Here is a 19,468-nt window from a genome sequence, read left to right as displayed (position 1 = left end):
CTGTGCGGAAGGCGGAGCGGCGGTCTAGCGGAGTGGGAAGGCCAGGAAGGTGCGGAAGAACTCGCGGTTCTCGTACAGGCCGAATCCGACAGCACCCGTGCTGGCGAGGATACCCAGCGCAAGCGCGACGAGCTTCCCAATCGCGGAGGCGCCCTCGCCCTGGTCCAGCGCCTGCGCCTGCGCCGTCACGTCCGCCGGAAGCACCGTGACGGTGGCGTAGGCCGTGGCTTGCGTGGAGTCGGCGAAGGTCACGCGCACCGGGACGCGGCGCGGGCCGGGGGTCGCGTCGGTGGTGGCGGTGGCGGTGAGGGCGCCTGACGTGGCGTCGATACGCGTGGAGAGCCCCTCGACCTTCTCAACCAGGGAGAACTGTGCTGCCTCGAACGCGGGGCTGACCGTCACGGAGTCGCCGGGGCGGACCTCCGCGGCGCCGTACTCGGTGGGCTGCGCGCCCGCCATCGCATCGACCGCGGTCGCGCGGACCGCCACGAGACGCTGCGAGCCATCCGGGAACGTGACCACGACCGGGACCTCGGCGCCGTCGCCCGCGTTCGCGCCCTCCGGGGCGGCGACGGTGAGCGCGCCAGTGGTGGGGTCGACGCTGCTGGGCCACGGCGAGCCCGAGTACTCGGCGGCGAGCGCGAAGGTGGTGCCCGCCGGCGCGCCTGTGACCTGGGCGGTCACGGCATCCGCGCCGACCGGGACAGCGACGGACGGCCACCGCACGTCGGCGTGGCGCGCCTGCGAGTCCGTGGTCACGGTCGCGCTCAGCTGGGTTGCGGATCCGTCCGGGAACGCCGCGCGCACGCCCAAGGTGTACGAGGTGTCCGCGGGGGCGTCATCAGGCAGTTTCGCGGTGATCACGCCTGTCGACGGCTCCACGTCAAGCTGCACCGGCGTCGCGCCCGCAGCGGCGAAAGCCACGCCCTCTGGCACCGCGCCGCGCGGGGCGATGGTGATGGTGCCGTCGGCGGCCGCGTAGGCATCGTCGTAACGCAGCTCCGTGGCCTGCGCCATCGAGGCGGTGCGCCGCGCCGCGACGTGCACGGGCACGGTCTCCTCCGACCCGTCCGCGTACGACACGTGCACGTTCACGTCCAGGTCAGCCGGTGTCTCGGGAGCGGTGGCCTCGACGCGGCCGGTCCGCGCGTCCACGCGAACGTCCCACCCGCGCAAGTCCACGGCGGGGTCCAGGCTGAACTCCGTTTCCGCCGGCAGGTCCCGCGCGGTCTGCGCCACGGTGGCGGTCTCCCCCGCGCCCGCCGCGCGTTCCGCCTGGTAGGCAGGGGTGTACAGCTCCGCGTTGCGCGCCTTGAGCACCTCGAAGCGCGCCATGGTCCCCTCGCTCGACCCGTCGGGGTACACCACCTTCACGGGCACCAGCTTCGCCTTGCCCACCTGCGCGTCCAGCGGCGGAGCGTACGTAATTGCACCATGCCTATCGACGCTCACCCCATCCCCCTCAACCTCAAACCTCGTCCCCTCCGGCAACGGCTGGTTATCAAATTCGGAGGAGCGGACCGTGAAGGTGGCCCGCGGCGGCAGCGACTGCACACTGCCACCGGCGCGGGCGTAGGCAACAGCGTAGGTGGGCGTGTAGCGCTCGGCGTCGTTCGCCGCCTCCACAACCCGGACATGGATGGTGTCCGTCTCCCCGTTGCTCGTGCGCACCCGCACCGGGTACTCGCCGGGCGCAACGTCGCGCGACGGGCTCGCGTACACCTGGCCGCCCCGGAAGACGGTCACCCAGTCCGGAGCGCCCGCCTCCGCGGTGACCACGGCGGAGCGCTCGCTACGCACCGGGTCGACCGCGTTTTCCGCGCCGGCCGCGACGGTGAACTCGTCCCACTCGAACTGGTCGATCTCCTCCGGGCCCGCGGGGTCGACGGGGGCGGTAGGTTTTTCCGCCTGTGCGGAATTTTCCGCACTCGTCACCCCGGCAGTCGTCGCGCTGGGCTCCGCGGATTCTTCCGCCTGTGCGGATTTTTTGGTCGTCGGTTTGGCGGACTCTGGCGCAGAAGTTTCCGCCTGTGCGGAATTTTTGGCGCTCGGCTCCGCAGACTCCGGCGTCGAAGATTCCGCCTGTGCGGAATCTTCCGCACCAGTCTCCCCGGCAGTCGTCACGGTGGGCTCCGCAGATTCTTCCGCCTGTGCGGAAGTTTTTGCAGTCAGTTCCGCAGATTCCCGCGTCGAATTTTCCGCCTGCGCGGAATTTTTGGTCGTCGGTTCCGCAGACTCCGGCGTCGAAGTTTCCGCCTGTGCGGAATTTTCCGCACTCGTCACCCCAGTAGTCGTCGCGCTGGGCTCCGCGGATTCTTCCGCCTGTGCGGAAGTTTTTGCAGTGGGCTCCGCAGGGTTTTCCGCCTGTGCGGAATTTTCTGCACTCGACTGAGTAGGAGCAGTCGTTGCTGTGACCTGAGCGTCCCCCTCCACGACCAGGTCGAAGGTGTCGACGAGCCGCTCGCCTTCTTCAGTGATCAGGTCGACGGTCACGCTCGAGGTGCCCGGCTCCTCCGGGGTGCCTTCGATGACGCTGTCCTCGCCGTTGAACTCCACGCCGTCGGGCAGGCCAGAGACTTCGACGGATGCGGCGTTGTCGGCGGAGATCGGGATGCGGATGGGCTCGCCAGCGGCAACCGGTTCCGCCGGTGCATCGGCCAGGTCAGCTTCCAGCGGCTCCAGGTCGGTCGGGTCGCGGAAGGTGATGGTGAATTCGGTTTCCAGTGGGCCGGCGGCGTTTTCCACCGGCTCGCCGTGGCGGTCCACCACGCGCAGGGTCACCGGGTACTCGCCCGTGCCCTCCGGGCGGCCGTTGACGTAGAAGTACTGGCTGCGCTTGAGACCGGGGGCCTGGATGGTGGTCCACAGCCCGTCGGGAAGCCCGTCGAGCACCAGCTTGGAGCCGAGCGGCACATTCACCGCTCGCAGGTAGAGGGGCAGGATGAGGCGTCCGGACCAGTAGGTCTTGTCGCCGGGGGCGATGAGGTAGGGCTCGTCGGCTAGTTCCACGTGTGCGGAAAATTCGCCGGAGGTGCCGTCCGCAAACGTCACTTGGACGGGGACGTCGAACTCGTCGATAGCGTCCTCGGTGAATGGGGTGGGTGGTTGGGCGGTGACCGCGCCGGCGTCGTCAAGCTCGATGCTCCAGCCCTCAGGGACCTCGAACCCTTCGCTAAGTGCCCAGGATGTGGGCTCGACCGCGCGGCCGAACAGGCCGAGTGCGCGCACGGAGGCGGGTGCGGTCGCGGACTCGCCGAATGCGGGACGCAGCGTGTCCCAGTGCACGGTAGTGCGGGGCGCAGCGTGGGCGACGGGGAGTGTGTGCTGCGCGGCGATGGGTTGGACGCCCGAGAGCGCGAGTGTGAGTCCGAATGCGCACGCGGCGAGCGAGGCGCCCCGACGACGTGACGAGCTGTGCGTGCCCATGGCCGCTCCTCCTGTGTTTGCCCGCGCACGGCGGGGACCGACCGCTTTCCTGGAAAACGTTATGGATGTTCCAGGAAAAGCCTAAGTGCCCTTTACTTTACCGGCAGGGTTTTGCGATGCAAGAAGCCGCGACCCAACACGGGGCCGCGGCTTCAGTGGAGGGGCGATTTACGCCATCTGCTTCGCAATCGCGGATGCCTTCTGCGCGATCGCCAGCTCCTCGTTGGTGGGGACCACCAGGACCTTCACCTTGGAGTCGTCGGTAGAGATGATGCGCGGTCCGTCGTTAGGCTGCGCGTTGCGCTCCGGGTCGACCTTGATGCCGTACATCTCCATGTTGTCCAGGGCGTCCATGCGGACGTGCTGGTCGTTTTCGCCCACGCCGGCGGTGAACGTGATCGCGTCGACGCGGCCGAGGGCGATCATGTAGGAGCCGATGTAGCGGCGCAGCTGGTGGATGTACACGTTGTACGCCAGCCAGGCGTCGCCGTTCTCCTCATCAATCATCGTGCGCAGCTCGCGGAAGTCGTTCACGCCGGACAGGCCCTTCACACCGGACTGGCGGTTGAGCAGGTTGTCAATCTCGTCGATGCTCATGTTGCCCTGGCGGACCAGGTGGAAGATGATGCCCGGGTCGATGTCGCCGGAGCGAGTGCCCATGACCAGGCCGGCCAGCGGGGTAAGTCCCATCGACGTGTCGATCGCGTGGCCATTTTCCACTGCGGAGCAGGACGCGCCGTTGCCCAGGTGCAGGACGATCTGGCGGGTGTGCAGCGGGTCGCGCTCGATCAGGGCGGGAACCTGCTCGGAAACGAACTCGTGCGAGGTGCCGTGGAACCCGTAGCGGCGGATCTGGTTCTTCTCTGCAATCTCCGCGTTGATGGCGTAGAGCGCGGCGGCCGGCGGCAGGTTGCGGAAGAAGCCGGTATCAAACACGGCCACGTGCGGGATGTCCGGCAGCAGCTCGCGGGCGACCTCAATGCCGTCGATATTCGCGGGGTTGTGCAGCGGGGCGAGCGGAATGAGGTCACGGATCATCTCCACGACCTGGTCCACGATCAGCTCCGGCTGGGAGAAGACCATGCCGCCGTGGACAACACGGTGGCCGACAGCCTGGATGTCAATCTGGGTCGGGCCGATGCCCTTCTTCTCCAGCAGGCCGAAGCTCTCTTCCAGTCCCACCTTGTGGTTGGGGATGGCGCGCTGCACCACGTACTTCTGGCCGTTGTGCTTGATGGTGATGCGGCCTTGCGGCTCGCCGATCTGCTCGACCAGGCCGGACACGAACGGGTCGTCCGAGGCGCTGGATTCCGGGTCCACGACCTGGAACTTGATGGAGGACGAGCCAGAGTTAATAACCAGTGCGTATGCCATTTACTTTGCTCCTGCCTGGATAGCGGTGATTGCGACGGTGTTGACAATGTCCGGCACGGTCGCGCCTCGGGACAGGTCGTTGACCGGCTTGTTCAGGCCCTGCAGCACGGGGCCGACGGCGAGGGCGCCGCCGGTGCGCTGTGCGATCTTGTAGCCGGCATTGCCCGCCTCCAGGTCGGGGAAGATGAACACGTTCGCCTGGCCCGCCACCGGGGAGTCCGGGGCCTTCTTCTTGCCCACGCCCGGGTCGCACGCTGCGTCGAACTGCAGCGGCCCGTCCACGACCAGGTCCGCGTCCGCGCCCTTGGCTGCCTCAAGCGCGGCGACAGCGCGGTCCACGTCCGGGCCCGAGCCGGAGGTGCCGGTGGAGTAGGACAGCAGCGCGACCTTCGGGTCGATGCCAAACTGCGAAGCGGTCTTCGCGGAGACCGCGGCGATCTCGCCGATCTGCTCCGCGGTCGGGTTCGGGTTCACGGCGCAGTCGCCGAATGCCCAGAGGCGGCCGCGCATGACCATGAGGAAGATGGAGGAGACCACGGATGCGCCCGGTGCGGTCTTGATGATCTGGAAGGACGGCTTAATGGTGTGCGCCGTGGTGTGCGCGGCACCGGAGACCATGCCGTCCGCCATGCCCTTGTGCACCATCATGGTGGCGAAGTAGGAGATGTCCTCCATCGTCTCCCGAGCCTGCTCGAGCGTGATGCCCTTCTTCTTGCGCAGCTCCGCAAAATCAGCCGCGAACTCTTCGCGCAGCTCGGACTCGAGGTGGTTGATCACCTGCGCCTTGGCCAGGTCCAGGCCCTGCTCGTTTGCGCGGCGCTCAATGTCCGCCGGGTCACCCAGGATGGTCAGCTTCGCCACATCCTTGGCCAGCAGCTGGTGCGCGGCCTGCAGGATGCGGTCATCGTCGCCCTCGGGCAGCACGATGTGCGCCTGCTTCTCCTTCGCGCGACCAATCAGCCAAGACTCAAACACCTCGGCGCTCATCACGGGCTCAGCCGCCGCGTCCACCTTCAGGGAGTCCGCGTCAAGGGCTCCTTGCTTCACGACGCCCGCGAGCACCGCCCCCTTCTCACCCAGCACACCCTCAACGTGCCCGGTCTTTTCCGGCGTGGGCGTGACCAGCACGACCGGCACGCCGTACGCTGCGGCGACCTCTGCGTCGAAGGTGTAGTCGCCGCTACCCAGGATGAGCGCGTCGCCGTCCGCGAGCAGCTCCTGCGCGTACGCCTCGGCGAGGGTCTCGCCCTCGACGCGCGCGGGGCGCACATTCAACTGGGCTGCGAGTGCGTCAACGTCGACGTCTTCCAGCGTGCAGTTGGCCGCGGTAAGAAGCAGGGAGTGGCCTTGAGCCATGGGTTCCGCCTTTCGTGTCCAGGCGTTTCACGGCCTGGTTCGAGATGCCAGTAAACGCGATCCATTGTACCGGTAAAGGTAAGACTAGTTGGCCCCGAGTTACCCGCGTTTGAGTGTGGTTGCGAGCACTCCCCCTCCCCCTACAGACGCAAAAGCACCGGCGCAACACCCCTACCTGTGGGGCGTTGCGCCGGTGCGGTGCTTACGCGGTGTTAACCGCGTTGGGGATGGCTACTTAGAGGAACCATCCAGCTTGACGGAACTACCACCAAGACCACCAGGAGCACAGTTGTCGTAGATGATCGTGCCAGCAATAATGCCAGCAGCAATCACCGCGATACCAGCACCCAAGGAAGCCAGGTCAAAACCTGCCTTACGCAGCTGCTCATTCATCTGCGACAGTGCCTGCGCAGTCTGCGGGTTGAACATACCCAGGTTCTGCTGGATCTGCGCATTCGCACGCTCCAGATCCTTCGAGACGTTCTCGACGAACTCGGAGACACCCGGGATGGACATCTGCGTTGCCAGACCAACCGGGATCAGCGCCAGCAGCGGCAGACCGAAGCCCACAGCAGAAGCCGCACACTTACCCTTATCGATCGCCGGCTCCTGCGGGGCCGGAGTACCGGTCGGGTCGGTCGGCTTCGACGGCTCACCGGAGTCACCCTTCGGCTTGGTGATCGTCACACCAATCGGATCACCAACCGGCTTGCCATCCTTGTCCTTGACAACAACCTTGGCATCCTGCGCGCCAGTACCCTCCGGCACCGTCACCTTGATGCCACCAGTGGTCGGATCAACCTCAACCTTGGCACCATCAATCGGCTTGCCGTCCTTGTCCTGGACCTCACCAGTCATGCCATCAGTCGGATCCTTGACCTTGTCATCCAAGGTCTTCTCCGAACCATCAGCCGGAACCTGATCCTTCTCAGAACCAGTGGTAATCGACGGAGCCGGAGTCTCAGTCTCGCCCTTCGGCTTGGTGATCGTCACACCAATCGGATCACCAACCGGCTTGCCATCCTTGTCCTTGACAACAACCTTGGCATCCTGCGCGCCAGTACCCTCCGGCACCGTCACCTTGATGCCACCAGTGGTCGGATCAACCTCAACCTTGGCACCATCAATCGGCTTGCCGTCCTTGTCCTGGACCTCACCAGTCATGCCATCAGTCGGATCCTTGACCTTGTCATCCAAGGTCTTCTCCGAACCATCAGCCGGAACCTGATCCTTCTCAGAACCAGTGGTAATCGACGGAGCCGGAGTCTCAGTCTCGCCCTTCGGCTTGGTGATCGTCACACCAATCGGATCACCAACCGGCTTGCCATCCTTGTCCTTGACAACAACCTTGGCATCCTGCGCGCCAGTACCCTCCGGCACCGTCACCTTGATGCCACCAGTGGTCGGATCAACCTCAACCTTGGCACCATCAATCGGCTTGCCGTCCTTGTCCTGGACCTCACCAGTCATGCCATCAGTCGGATCCTTGACCTTGTCATCCAAGGTCTTCTCCGAACCATCAGCCGGAACCTGATCCTTCTCAGAACCAGTGGTAATCGACGGAGCCGGAGTCTCAGTCGGAGCATCGGTCGCTTTGAAAGCACCACCCTTGGTGCGCTCGCCATTCGGGGACTCCGCAACGAGGGTGTACTCCGTACCGTCCTCGAGCTTAAGCTTGCCGGATTTGAACTCGCCCTTTTCGATGGCGGCGGCGTCGTCAAGCGATGCAACGGCAATAGCGTCATCAGTCTTATAGGTAGGGTTGCCTTCATCGTCTTTGTCCAGCTTTTCAGTCGGCACAGCGACAATCTTGACCGGTGCGGCGTCAGCATTCGTGATGCCAAGGAGCGGGATGTCCTTGCCCTGAGTGTCCTTATCCTGCTCGCGGGTAATGGTGCCCGACAAAGATTCAGGATTGAGAGGAACTTCCTTCTTATCCGGCTTCGGAGCAGCAGGCTTGAAGGACTTCGCGTCTACCGGATCGGTGCCATCGGTAAGGACCTCGACATCGTCGCGAATACCATCGCCGTCAGTGTCTACAGCCGACGAGTCGGTACCAAGTTCACGCTCGTAGTCGTTAGTGAGCCCATCCCCATCGGAATCCGCAATGTTGAGGAAGTCGGACTTGAGCGTGTTCCTCAGCAGCGTCGGCTCAGCACCGCCGTCTTGCTTTTTGTCGTTCGGCAGGGTCTTAGGCCACTTGTCCGTAAAGTCCACCGAGATCCAGGAGGTGGTGTCGATACGCTTACCGTACGGGGAGTTGGCAAGGTTTTCGGCCCCCTTCTCAAGCTGGTACTCGATGGTAAAGCTGCCGGTGGCGTTAGACGGGAAACCCACGATGTTGCTCGTGTTGGCCCACACTTGGTCCTTAGTCTTTGCGTCAATGTCGGTCCCGTGTGGGACGTAGGACAGTTCGGGGCGAGTTGCGGTAGTTGCGAGCCCTGTCTCCTTGTCGAAGTCCATCTTCCACTTCTTCGCGCCCTTAAGTGGATTGCCTTCCATATCAGACTTGTAGACCGTGACGTCGGTGATGTGCTTCGCTACATCAGGGCTGATGTACTCGTTAAGAATCCAGTTCCAGTAGCTGTTGCCAGAGTAATCAAAGAACGAGAACGTGCCGGTGGCGGTGGACTTGATAGACCTGTTCTCCTGGTCGTACTTCAGCTGCTTAGTGATACCGTTGTTGCCGAACACACTCTCTCCGGTGCCCTCGAAAGTGCTTGAGGGAATGCCATTCTTCCCCGCAAGCTGACTCTTGCTAACGAGGTTCACGTGCTGCACAGAGTTATTGAAGATTCGACCATCCTTGCGGACCCAGTAGTAGTCAACCTGCGAACCCTCTGCCGGGAGACCAAGATCCTCAATCTTCTTGCCATTCTTCAAGAAGATCTGAATATAAGAAGCATACGGGACACCAGATGCGCCAGGAAAGTTCCTAGTGTTTTCGAACTTCAGTCCCCACTCAGAGCCCTTCGGATCACGCTTGGTAAATGAACCCTGTTGGTCACCATTCTCACCCACCAGCTCAATGCGGGCGATCTGGGAGTAGAGGGCCTCATCACGGAATCGGATGTACTGGCCGTTCGCATCCGTATCCCCCTCCGGGGTCTTACCGGTATTCCAAATCGCCTTCCTTAGATGCGGAACCTTGAAGACGTACTGCGGGTTGTTTTGCTGTGCATTGGTAAACTCGGGCACAAGGCCGGCATAGAGAAGGCCGTCCTCCTCACCGTTGTCATTGATTCGCCCGGAAGCCGCCGGAATGTAGTTACCCTCGGCGTCGGTAATTTCAGCCGCTTGCGCCATCTGAACGGTAGTCGGTGCAGCGATCGGCTGCGCGAATGGAGCGACAAGCGCAAGCGAAAGCGCTGCTGCCGCAATCGACGTCCCGCGGCGGCGGGCAACATTGTGCTTCTTCATACTGTGAAATCTTCCTTCCACGAAGATGTTCTGGACAAAGGAGGGAAAGTCCGAAGGAGCGTGAGCCTGATAGCCGCGCCAGCGGATAAACGGCAATTCCACGCCGACTTTCACACTTGCCAGTCTAGTGAAGAACACCTGTCACATGTCCGGGTCTTGCCCAGCTAACTCCAACCCTCTCAGGATCTCTATCTTGGACGATTGAATGGGGAAAACGGGGCGTCGAGAAGCTTTGGCCTGCATGTTTATGCGGTGAACACGATCGAAGGGAAGATGAAGGCCTGAGTTACAGTCATGCAATCTCATTGATAGGTGAGCGATACTCTTAACATTCGAAACTCCCTACCCTTCAATAGCAAACACAATACAAACGCTCGAATTATTTTCGTATTGCAGAGCGGAGTTATTTCCATCGGTGTTATGTCCGCTGGTTAAAGCGCTTTAAGCGGGCGGTCAAGACGTTCGTTCAGCCTGGCCCACGTTGATATTGGGCGGGATACAGATTAGTTTCTACGGGTGTCCAAGATCGCTGGTGAGGGACGTATCCATAAACTCTTACTAAGAGTTCCCCTACTACCCCGGAACGGGTGTGGCGAGGGAGGCGTGGGACACAAAAACTGCGCCCGACCGGAGTCGGACGCAGTTTTTCACTCAGCCCAGGGTGGACCGACGAGAGTTCGTGTTACTTCTCGTCCTTCTTGGAGGAGTTCCAGGTCTTACCCGAAGAACCCTGCAAAGAATCAACCTTCACCGAGCTCTTCGGACCACCAGGAGCACAGTTGTCGTAAATGATCGTGCCAGCCAAAATACCAGCAGCAACCACCGCGATACCCGCGCCAACGGTAGCCAAATCGAAACCTGCCTTCCGCAGCTGCTCATTCATCTGCGACAGTGCCTGCGCAGTCTGCGGGTTGAACGTGCCCAAGTTGCGCTGAATCTGCGCATTCGCACGCTCAATATCCTTCGAGATATTCTCCACGAACTCAGAGATACCCGGGATAGACACCTGCGTTGCCAAACCAATCGGAATCAGCGCCAGCAGCGGCAATCCAAAGCCGACAGCAGAAGCCGCACACTTACCCGGATCAGCCGGACCCTGCGGAGCCGGCGTCGTGGTAGTCGTATCAGTTGGATCCTCGGACTCGTTGTCGTCGATACCCGCAGCGTGGCCCAAAACCGGTACCTCAACTGTTGCCGGCTCATCCAGGGACGGATCCTCAACAGTCACGGTAATCGGACCATCAACGCCCTCACCCGGCGTCACGAGGACTTCACCGGTCTCCGGGTCAATCTTGACCGGAACACCCTTACCGTCCTCATCCTTGGCGGTCACCGTGGTCTTACCCGTCGGATTCTCTACCTTCACACCGGTCGACTGCTCATCATCAGTCGGCTCGACGGTGTTGGGCTCACCGGTTCCAACGACGGAAACCTTCGGCTGCTCGGCACCATCTTCGTCCTTAGCGGTCGGGTTGGTGCCGGCCTTGACTTCGTCACCGTCGTTGGTGTTGTCGCCGTCGGTATCAGCCGCATTCGGGTTGGTGCCAATCTCAATCTCGGTACGGTCAGTCAGACCATCACCATCAGAGTCAGCCTTGGTCGGATCCGTCGGCTGGTTGTCGTACTTACCGTTCTCGGAACCATCCAGCTCCTGCTTATCGGAAAGGCCATCACCGTCGGTATCAGCCTTGAGAGGATCAGTACCAAGCTCCTTTTCCTTGGCGTCAGTCAGGCCATCACCATCGGTGTCAGCCTTCAACGGGTCGGTGCCATTCTTGACCTCCTGGCCATCCTCGACTCCGTCGTCATCGGAATCGGCCTTGTTCGGATCGGTACCGCGATCCTTCTCCTCACCATCACTCAGACCATCACCATCGGAGTCAGCCTTGGTCGGGTCGGTGCCGTCAGCAGCTTCCTGCTCATCGGAGACACCATCGCCATCGGAGTCCTTCGCAGGCTCCTCCGGGGTTTCGTTTGCGGCGGTCGGGTTGGTGCCGGCCTTAACCTCGTCACCATCGTTGACGCCGTCACCGTCGGTATCAGCCTCATTCGGGTTGGTACCGATCTCAATCTCAGTACGGTCAGTCAGACCATCACCATCAGAGTCAGCCTTGGTCGGATCCGTCGGCTCATTGTTGTACTCACCGTTCTCGGAACCATCCAGCTCCTGCTTATCGGAAAGGCCATCACCGTCGGTATCGGCCTTGAGAGGATCAGTACCCTTCTCCTTCTCCTCGCCGTCGCTCAGACCATCACCATCGGTGTCAGCCTTCAACGGGTCGGTGCCATCGGTGACCTCATCACCATCGTTGACGCCATCGTCGTCAGAATCAGCCTTGGTCGGATCGGTGCCGCGCTCCTTCTCCTCACCATCAGTCAGGCCATCACCATCGGAGTCGGCCTTGGCCGGGTCAGTACCGTCAGCTGCCTCCTGCTCATCGGAAACACCATCACCATCAGAATCCTTCTCCGACTCATCGGTCGGGTCGGTCGGGGTGCCGCCAGTGCTCTCGGAGTCGCTATCGTCCCGGTCCTTCTCGTGGCCCTGAACCGGTACCTCAACTGTTGCCGGCTCATCCAGGGACGGATCCTCAACAGTCACGGTAATCGGACCATCAACACCCTCACCCGGGGTAACGAGAATCTCGCCGGTTGCCGGGTCAATCTTGGCAGGAACACCCTTACCGTCCTCATCCTTGGCGGTCACCGTGGTCTTACCCGTCGGATTCTCCACCTTCACACCGGTCGACTGCTCATTGGCAGTCGGCTCAACGGTGTTCGGCTTATCAGCACCGTCGACGGAAACCTTCGGCTCCTCAGGAGCATCCTCGTCCTTAGCGGTCGGGTTGGTGCCGGCCTTGACCTCGTCACCGTCGTTGACGCCGTCACCATCGGTATCAGCCGCATTCGGGTTGGTGCCAATCTCAATCTCGGTACGGTCAGTCAGGCCGTCACCATCGGAGTCGGCCTTGAGCGGATCCGTCGGCTTGTTGTCATACTCGGTGTTCTTCGAACCGTCCAGCTCTTCCTTATCGGAAAGGCCATCACCGTCGGTATCAGCCTTGGTCGGATCGGTACCCAGCTCCTTTTCCTTGGCGTCAGTCAGACCGTCACCGTCGGTGTCAGCCTTGGTCGGATCAGAACCAAGCCCCTTTTCTTCACCGTCGTTCAGGCCGTCACCGTCAGTATCAGCCTTCAGCGGGTCGGTGCCATCGGTAACCTCCTGGCCATCCTCGACACCATCACCGTCAGAGTCGGCCTTCGTCGGATCGGTACCGCGCTCCTTCTCCTCACCGTCGCTCAGGCCGTCACCGTCGGAGTCGGCCTTGTTCGGATCAGTACCGTCAGCTGCCTCTTGCTCATCGGAGACACCGTCACCATCAGAGTCCTTGGCAGGCTCTTCAGGAGTCTCATCCTTCACGATCGGGTTAGTGCCGGCCTTGACCTCATCACCATCATTGACGCCGTCACCGTCAGTATCCGCCACGTTCGGGTTGGTACCAATCTCAATCTCAGTACGGTCAGTCAGACCATCACCATCGGAATCCGCCTTAGTCGGATCCGTTGGCTTGTTGTCGTACTTAGTGTTCTTAGAACCGTCGAGCTCTTCCTTATCACTCAGGCCATCGCCATCGGTATCGGCCTTGAGAGGATCAGTACCCTTCCCCTTTTCCTCACCGTCATTCACGCCATCACCATCAGAATCAGCCTTCAGCGGGTCGGTGCCGTCCTCAATCTCCTGGGCGTCATCGACACCGTCGCCATCGGTATCAGCCTTGTTCGGATCGGTACCGCGCTCCTTCTCCTCACCATCAGTCAGGCCATCACCATCGGAGTCAGCCTGGTTCGGATCAGTACCGTCAGCTTCCTCCTGCTCATCGGTAACACCATCGCCATCGGAGTCCTTGGCAGGCTCTTCAGGAGTCTCATCCTTCACGATCGGGTTAGTGCCGGCCTTGACCTCATCACCATCATTGACACCGTCACCGTCAGTATCGGCCTCATTCGGGTTGGTACCAATCTCAATCTCAGTACGGTCAGTCAGACCATCACCATCGGAATCCGCCTTAGTCGGATCCGTCGGCTTGTTGTCGTACTTAGTGTTCTTAGAACCGTCGAGCTCTTCCTTATCACTCAGGCCATCGCCATCGGTATCGGCCTTAAGAGGATCAGTACCCTGCTCCTTCTCCTCGCCGTCGCTCAGACCATCACCATCGGTGTCAGCCTTCAACGGGTCGGTGCCATCGGTGACCTCATCGCCATCGTTGACGCCGTCACCGTCGGAATCAGCCTTGTTCGGATCAGTACCGCGCTGCTTCTCCTCACCGTCGGTCAGGCCATCACCATCAGAGTCAGCCTCGTTCGGATCGGTACCGTCCTTGACTTCCTGCTCATCGGAGACACCGTCACCATCAGAGTCCTTCGCAGGCTCAGAGTTGTTATCATCCTGGCCTTTCTCGTGGCCCTGAACCGGTACCTCAACTGTTGCCGGCTCATCCAGGGACGGATCCTCAACAGTCACGGTAATCGGACCATCAACACCCTCACCCGGGGTAACGAGAATCTCGCCGGTTGCCGGGTCAATCTTGGCAGGAACACCCTTACCGTCCTCATCCTTGGCGGTCACCGTGGTCTTACCCGTCGGATTCTCCACCTTCACACCGGTCGACTGCTCATTGGCAGTCGGCTCAACGGTGTTCGGCTTATCAGCACCGTCGACGGAAACCTTCGGCTCCTCAGGAGCATCCTCGTCCTTAGCGGTCGGGTTGGTGCCGGCCTTGACCTCGTCACCGTCGTTGACGCCGTCACCATCGGTATCAGCCGCATTCGGGTTGGTGCCAATCTCAATCTCGGTACGGTCAGTCAGGCCGTCACCATCGGAGTCGGCCTTGAGCGGATCCGTCGGCTTGTTGTCATACTCGGTGTTCTTCGAACCGTCCAGCTCTTCCTTATCGGAAAGGCCATCACCGTCGGTATCAGCCTTGGTCGGATCGGTACCCAGCTCCTTTTCCTTGGCGTCAGTCAGACCGTCACCGTCGGTGTCAGCCTTGGTCGGATCAGAACCAAGCCCCTTTTCTTCACCGTCGTTCAGGCCGTCACCGTCAGTATCAGCCTTCAGCGGGTCGGTGCCATCGGTAACCTCCTGGCCATCCTCGACACCATCACCGTCAGAGTCGGCCTTCGTCGGATCGGTACCGCGCTCCTTCTCCTCACCGTCGCTCAGGCCGTCACCGTCGGAGTCGGCCTTGTTCGGATCAGTACCGTCAGCTGCCTCTTGCTCATCGGAGACACCGTCACCATCAGAGTCCTTGGCAGGCTCTTCAGGAGTCTCATCCTTCACGATCGGGTTAGTGCCGGCCTTGACCTCATCACCATCATTGACGCCGTCACCGTCAGTATCCGCCACGTTCGGGTTGGTACCAATCTCAATCTCAGTACGGTCAGTCAGACCATCACCATCGGAATCCGCCTTAGTCGGATCCGTTGGCTTGTTGTCGTACTTAGTGTTCTTAGAACCGTCGAGCTCTTCCTTATCACTCAGGCCATCGCCATCGGTATCGGCCTTGAGAGGATCAGTACCCTTCCCCTTTTCCTCACCGTCATTCACGCCATCACCATCAGAATCAGCCTTCAGCGGGTCGGTGCCGTCCTCAATCTCCTGGGCGTCATCGACACCGTCGCCATCGGTATCAGCCTTGTTCGGATCGGTACCGCGCTCCTTCTCCTCACCATCAGTCAGGCCATCACCATCGGAGTCAGCCTGGTTCGGATCAGTACCGTCAGCTTCCTCCTGCTCATCGGTAACACCATCGCCATCGGAGTCCTTGGCAGGCTCTTCAGGAGTCTCATCCTTCACGATCGGGTTAGTGCCGGCCTTGACCTCATCACCATCATTGACACCGTCACCGTCAGTATCGGCCTCATTCGGGTTGGTACCAATCTCAATCTCAGTACGGTCAGTCAGACCATCACCATCGGAATCCGCCTTAGTCGGATCCGTCGGCTTGTTGTCGTACTTAGTGTTCTTAGAACCGTCGAGCTCTTCCTTATCACTCAGGCCATCGCCATCGGTATCGGCCTTAAGAGGATCAGTACCCTGCTCCTTCTCCTCGCCGTCGCTCAGACCATCACCATCGGTGTCAGCCTTCAACGGGTCGGTGCCATCGGTGACCTCATCGCCATCGTTGACGCCGTCACCGTCGGAATCAGCCTTGTTCGGATCAGTACCGCGCTGCTTCTCCTCACCGTCGGTCAGGCCATCACCATCAGAGTCAGCCTCGTTCGGATCGGTACCGTCCTTGACTTCCTGCTCATCGGAGACACCGTCACCATCAGAGTCCTTCGCAGGCTCAGAGTTGTTATCATCCTGGCCTTTCTCGTGGCCCTGAACCGGTACCTCAACTGTTGCCGGCTCATCCAGGGACGGATCCTCAACAGTCACGGTAATCGGACCATCAACACCCTCACCCGGCGTAACGACAATCTCACCGGTTGCCGGGTCAATCTTGGCAGGAACACCCTTACCGTCCTCATCCTTGGCGGTCACCGTGGTCTTACCCGTCGGATTCTCCACCTTCACACCGGTCGACTGCTCATTGGCAGTCGGCTCCACCGGGGTCTTGGAGGACTCGTCGACAGCTACCTGCGGACCTGCTGGCTTATCATTCGCATCGTTCGGATTGGTGGGGGCAGGGTTACCGTTGGCATCCTGGTTGTTGACCTCGTCGCCGTCGTTAACGCCATCTTCATCACTGTCGGCATTAGTCGGATCGGTCGGCTCGCCGTTGTTCTTGGAGCCGTCAACCTCTTCCTTATCGGTCAGACCATCACCATCGGTGTCGGCCTTCTTCGGATCAGTACCCTTCTCGGCTTCTTCCTTGTCCGTCAGACCATCCTTATCGGAGTCCGCGGAGGCGTCCTTGATCACGAGCGGGAAGGTCTGGGTACCGGTGCTGTCACCATCGGTGACCTTGACGGTCACGTTGTAGACGGCCTCGCCGTCCTCGGTCACAATGTCAGCGGTGTCCTTGTTATAAGCAGGGGTACCGGTGATCTTGCCGTTTTCATCGATGGTGATTCCCTCAGGTGCACCAACGAGCTCGTACGTGGGGTTGGACAGCTCCGCATCGTCAGCCGTCTTGGCAGAAACCTGAATCGGGTCGATGGCCTCATCGGACCAAGCCTCTTGACCTTGAATCTTGTCAACGACCAGATCCTTAGCAGCCGGCTTCTCATCACCAGCTGGTACCTGAACAACGATGGTGTCGGTGAACTCTTCGCCGTCGATAGTGGCGGTAACCGGCAGCTCAAAGACCTGAGCCGGGACACCCGGTTCCTGCTTCGGAACGGTGATGGTTGCAACACCATTCTCATCGAAGGTCACCTTTGTGCCCTCAGGGGCGTTGGTGGTATCTGCCGTGAACTTAGATCCCTCAGGCAAGGTATCCACGGGCTCACCGTTGAGAGTCAGCTTCGGAGAAGCCGTAGCAGTGGTGTTCTCGCCGTCCACGGCAAGGTTCTGCAGTGCCGGGTAGTCAACGCCGTAGGTCTTATCGGCCTCAGGGTCGGTTGGGGTCTCCGGCTCAGATGCGTCCGCAGCCTCAACCGTTACGGTTGCCGGCTCCGACGGCTTCTTACCATCCTCAGTTGCCACGGCCTTAATCTCATCATCGGCCTTGAGTTCTTCGCCCGCAGGAATATCTGCAGTGAAGGTGCCCGGCTTGTCCGCATCCTCAGTAGCGGTGACTTCCTTACCAGACGGCAGGGTTACCTTCACCTCGCTGCCTGCAGGAGCCGTGACAGTGACCTTGGTGTCATCAGCCTTTACCGGCTCGATGGACGGGGTCTCGGTTGCTTCGGTCGGGGCATTCGAGGTTGCCTTGAAAGCGCCACCCTTGGTGCGCTCGCCATTCGGGGACTCCGCAACAAGGGTGTACTCCGTACCGTCTTGCAGTTCAAGCTTGCCGGATTTGAACTCGCCCTTTTCGATGGCGGCGGCGTCATCAAGCGACGCAACGGCAATAGCGTCAGCATCCTCATAGTTCAGGTTGCCGTCTTCGTCTTCGCCCAGCTTGCCAGTCGGCACAGCCACAATCTTGACCGGTGCGGCGTCAGCATTCGTGACATCAAGCAGCGGGATGTCCTTGCCCTGAGTGTCCTTATCCTGCTCACGCTTAATGGTGCCCGACAAAGATTCGGGATTGAGAGGAACTTCCTTCTTAGACGGCTGCGGAGCGGCAGGGAGGAAGGACTTCGCGTCTACCGGATCGGTGTCATCGGTAAGAACCTCGACATCGTCGCGGACACCATCGCCGTCGGTATCCGCAGCCGACGGGTCGGTACCCAAGTCACGCTCGTAGTCGTCGGTGAGCCCATCCCCATCGGAATCCGCGATGTTGAGGAAGTCGGACTTCAGCGTGTTCTTCAGCAGCGTCGGCTTAGCACCGCCGTCTTGCTTTTTGTCGTTCGGCAGGGCCTTAGGCCACTTGTCCGTAAAGTCCACCGAGATCCAGGAGGTGGTGTCGATGCGTTTGCCGTCCGACGAGTTGGCGAGATTCTCTGCGCCCTCTTCAAGCTGGTACGCGATCGTATAGCTTCCGAAAGCGTTCATACCAAATCCGAAGGTGTTGTCCACACCCCTCCACACAGCGTCTTTAGTTTGCGCGTCAATACCGGGCTCGTGTGGGAGATAGGACAGTTCAGGGCGATTGGCGGTGGTCGCGAAACCAGTTTCCTTATCGAAGTCCACCTTCCACTTCGTCGCACCCTGAAGTGGATTACCTTCCTCGTCAGACTTGTAGATCGTCACGTCGGTGACGTATTTAGCAACATCGGGGCTGATCTGCTCGTTAAAAATCCAGTTCCAATATCCGTTTGCGGAATATCCGCCGTCCATAAACGATGCCGTAGTGGTGGACTTAATGGTTCGGTTGTCCTGATCGTACTTCAGCTGCTTGGCAAGACCTCGTTGGAAAATGTTCGCATTGTCGCCTTCAAAGGTTTCGGAAGGGACACCAGCTTCCTGAGCAAGCCGCTCCGGATCAATCATATTCACGTGCTGGACGGAGGTGTTGAAAATTCGACCATCTTCGCGGATCCAGTAGTAGTCAACCTGCGAACCTTCACTCGGCAAGTCGAGTTCGGAAATCGCCTTGCCGTCCTTCAGGAAAATCTGAATATACGAGGCGTACACACGTCCTGCAGCGCCCGGGAAATTGGGGGTATCAGCAAACTTCAAGCCCCACTCTGAGCCGTTGGGGTCACGCTTGGTAAATGACCCCTGTGGGTCGCCATTGTAACCAACCAATTCGATGCGGTCGATCTGGGAGTAGAGGTTCTCGTCGCGGAAACGGATGAACTGGCTGCTCGTGTCAAGGTCCCCCTCGGGAGCTTTCCCACCATTCCAATCAACCGTATGCCTATGAGGAACTTGGAAGACGTACTGCGGGTTATTTTGCTGCGCGTCCACGAACTCTGGAATGAGACCAGCGTATCGGAGGCCCTCTGATTGTCCATTGTCATTGATTCGCCCAGCATCCGCCGGAATGTAGTTACCGTCGGCGTCGATAATGTCGGCGGCCTGAGCCACCTGAACGGTGTTCGGTGCAGCGACCGGCTGCGCAAATGGAGCGACAAGCGCAAGCGAAAGCGCTGCTGCCGCGATCGACGTCCCGCGGCGGCGGGCAACATTGTGCTTCTTCATACTGTGAAATCTTCCTTCCACGAAGATGTTCTGAACAACTAGAAAGTCAGAGAGTGCGTAGGCACAACTCCCGTGTCAGCTCACAGCGGAAAACGCCACGCAGACTTTCACACCTGTCAATCTAGTGAAAAACACCCGTGCTAGGTCCAGATGTCCCCCACCGGACGTCCAGGCTCTAAGGTGCAATTA

General features: G+C 60.5%; 5 protein-coding genes. All 5 read right to left on the bottom strand.

Annotated features, from left to right (window positions below; all coding sequences use genetic code 11):
- Positions 1–24: 24 nt before the first annotated feature.
- On the bottom strand, positions 25–3,426 hold the full coding sequence (locus tag CKJ85_RS08260; RefSeq protein WP_095554025.1) for a YPDG domain-containing protein: 3,402 nt from the start codon (positions 3,424–3,426) through the stop codon (positions 25–27).
- A gap of 168 nt (positions 3,427–3,594) precedes the next feature.
- Positions 3,595–4,800, bottom strand: coding sequence for an acetate kinase (locus tag CKJ85_RS08255; protein ID WP_095554024.1), 1,206 nt, complete (start codon positions 4,798–4,800; stop codon positions 3,595–3,597).
- A complete protein-coding gene (gene pta / locus CKJ85_RS08250) occupies positions 4,801–6,156 on the bottom strand; it encodes a phosphate acetyltransferase (RefSeq protein ID WP_095554023.1) in 1,356 nt (451 codons plus the stop codon).
- A gap of 231 nt (positions 6,157–6,387) precedes the next feature.
- Positions 6,388–9,576 carry a hypothetical protein gene (locus CKJ85_RS08245; protein ID WP_095554022.1) on the bottom strand — a complete coding sequence of 1,063 codons (3,189 nt, stop codon included), beginning with the start codon at positions 9,574–9,576 and terminating at the stop codon, positions 6,388–6,390.
- Positions 9,577–10,258: 682 nt separating this feature from the next.
- A complete protein-coding gene (locus CKJ85_RS08240; RefSeq protein WP_095554021.1) occupies positions 10,259–19,279 on the bottom strand; it encodes a hypothetical protein in 9,021 nt (3,006 codons plus the stop codon).
- Positions 19,280–19,468: the final 189 nt, after the last annotated feature.

It is taken from the genome of Corynebacterium sp. NML 150383, from assembly GCF_002285085.1.
GTDB lineage: Bacteria > Actinomycetota > Actinomycetes > Mycobacteriales > Mycobacteriaceae > Corynebacterium > Corynebacterium gottingense.
This window is presented reverse-complemented; position numbering and strand designations above follow the sequence as displayed.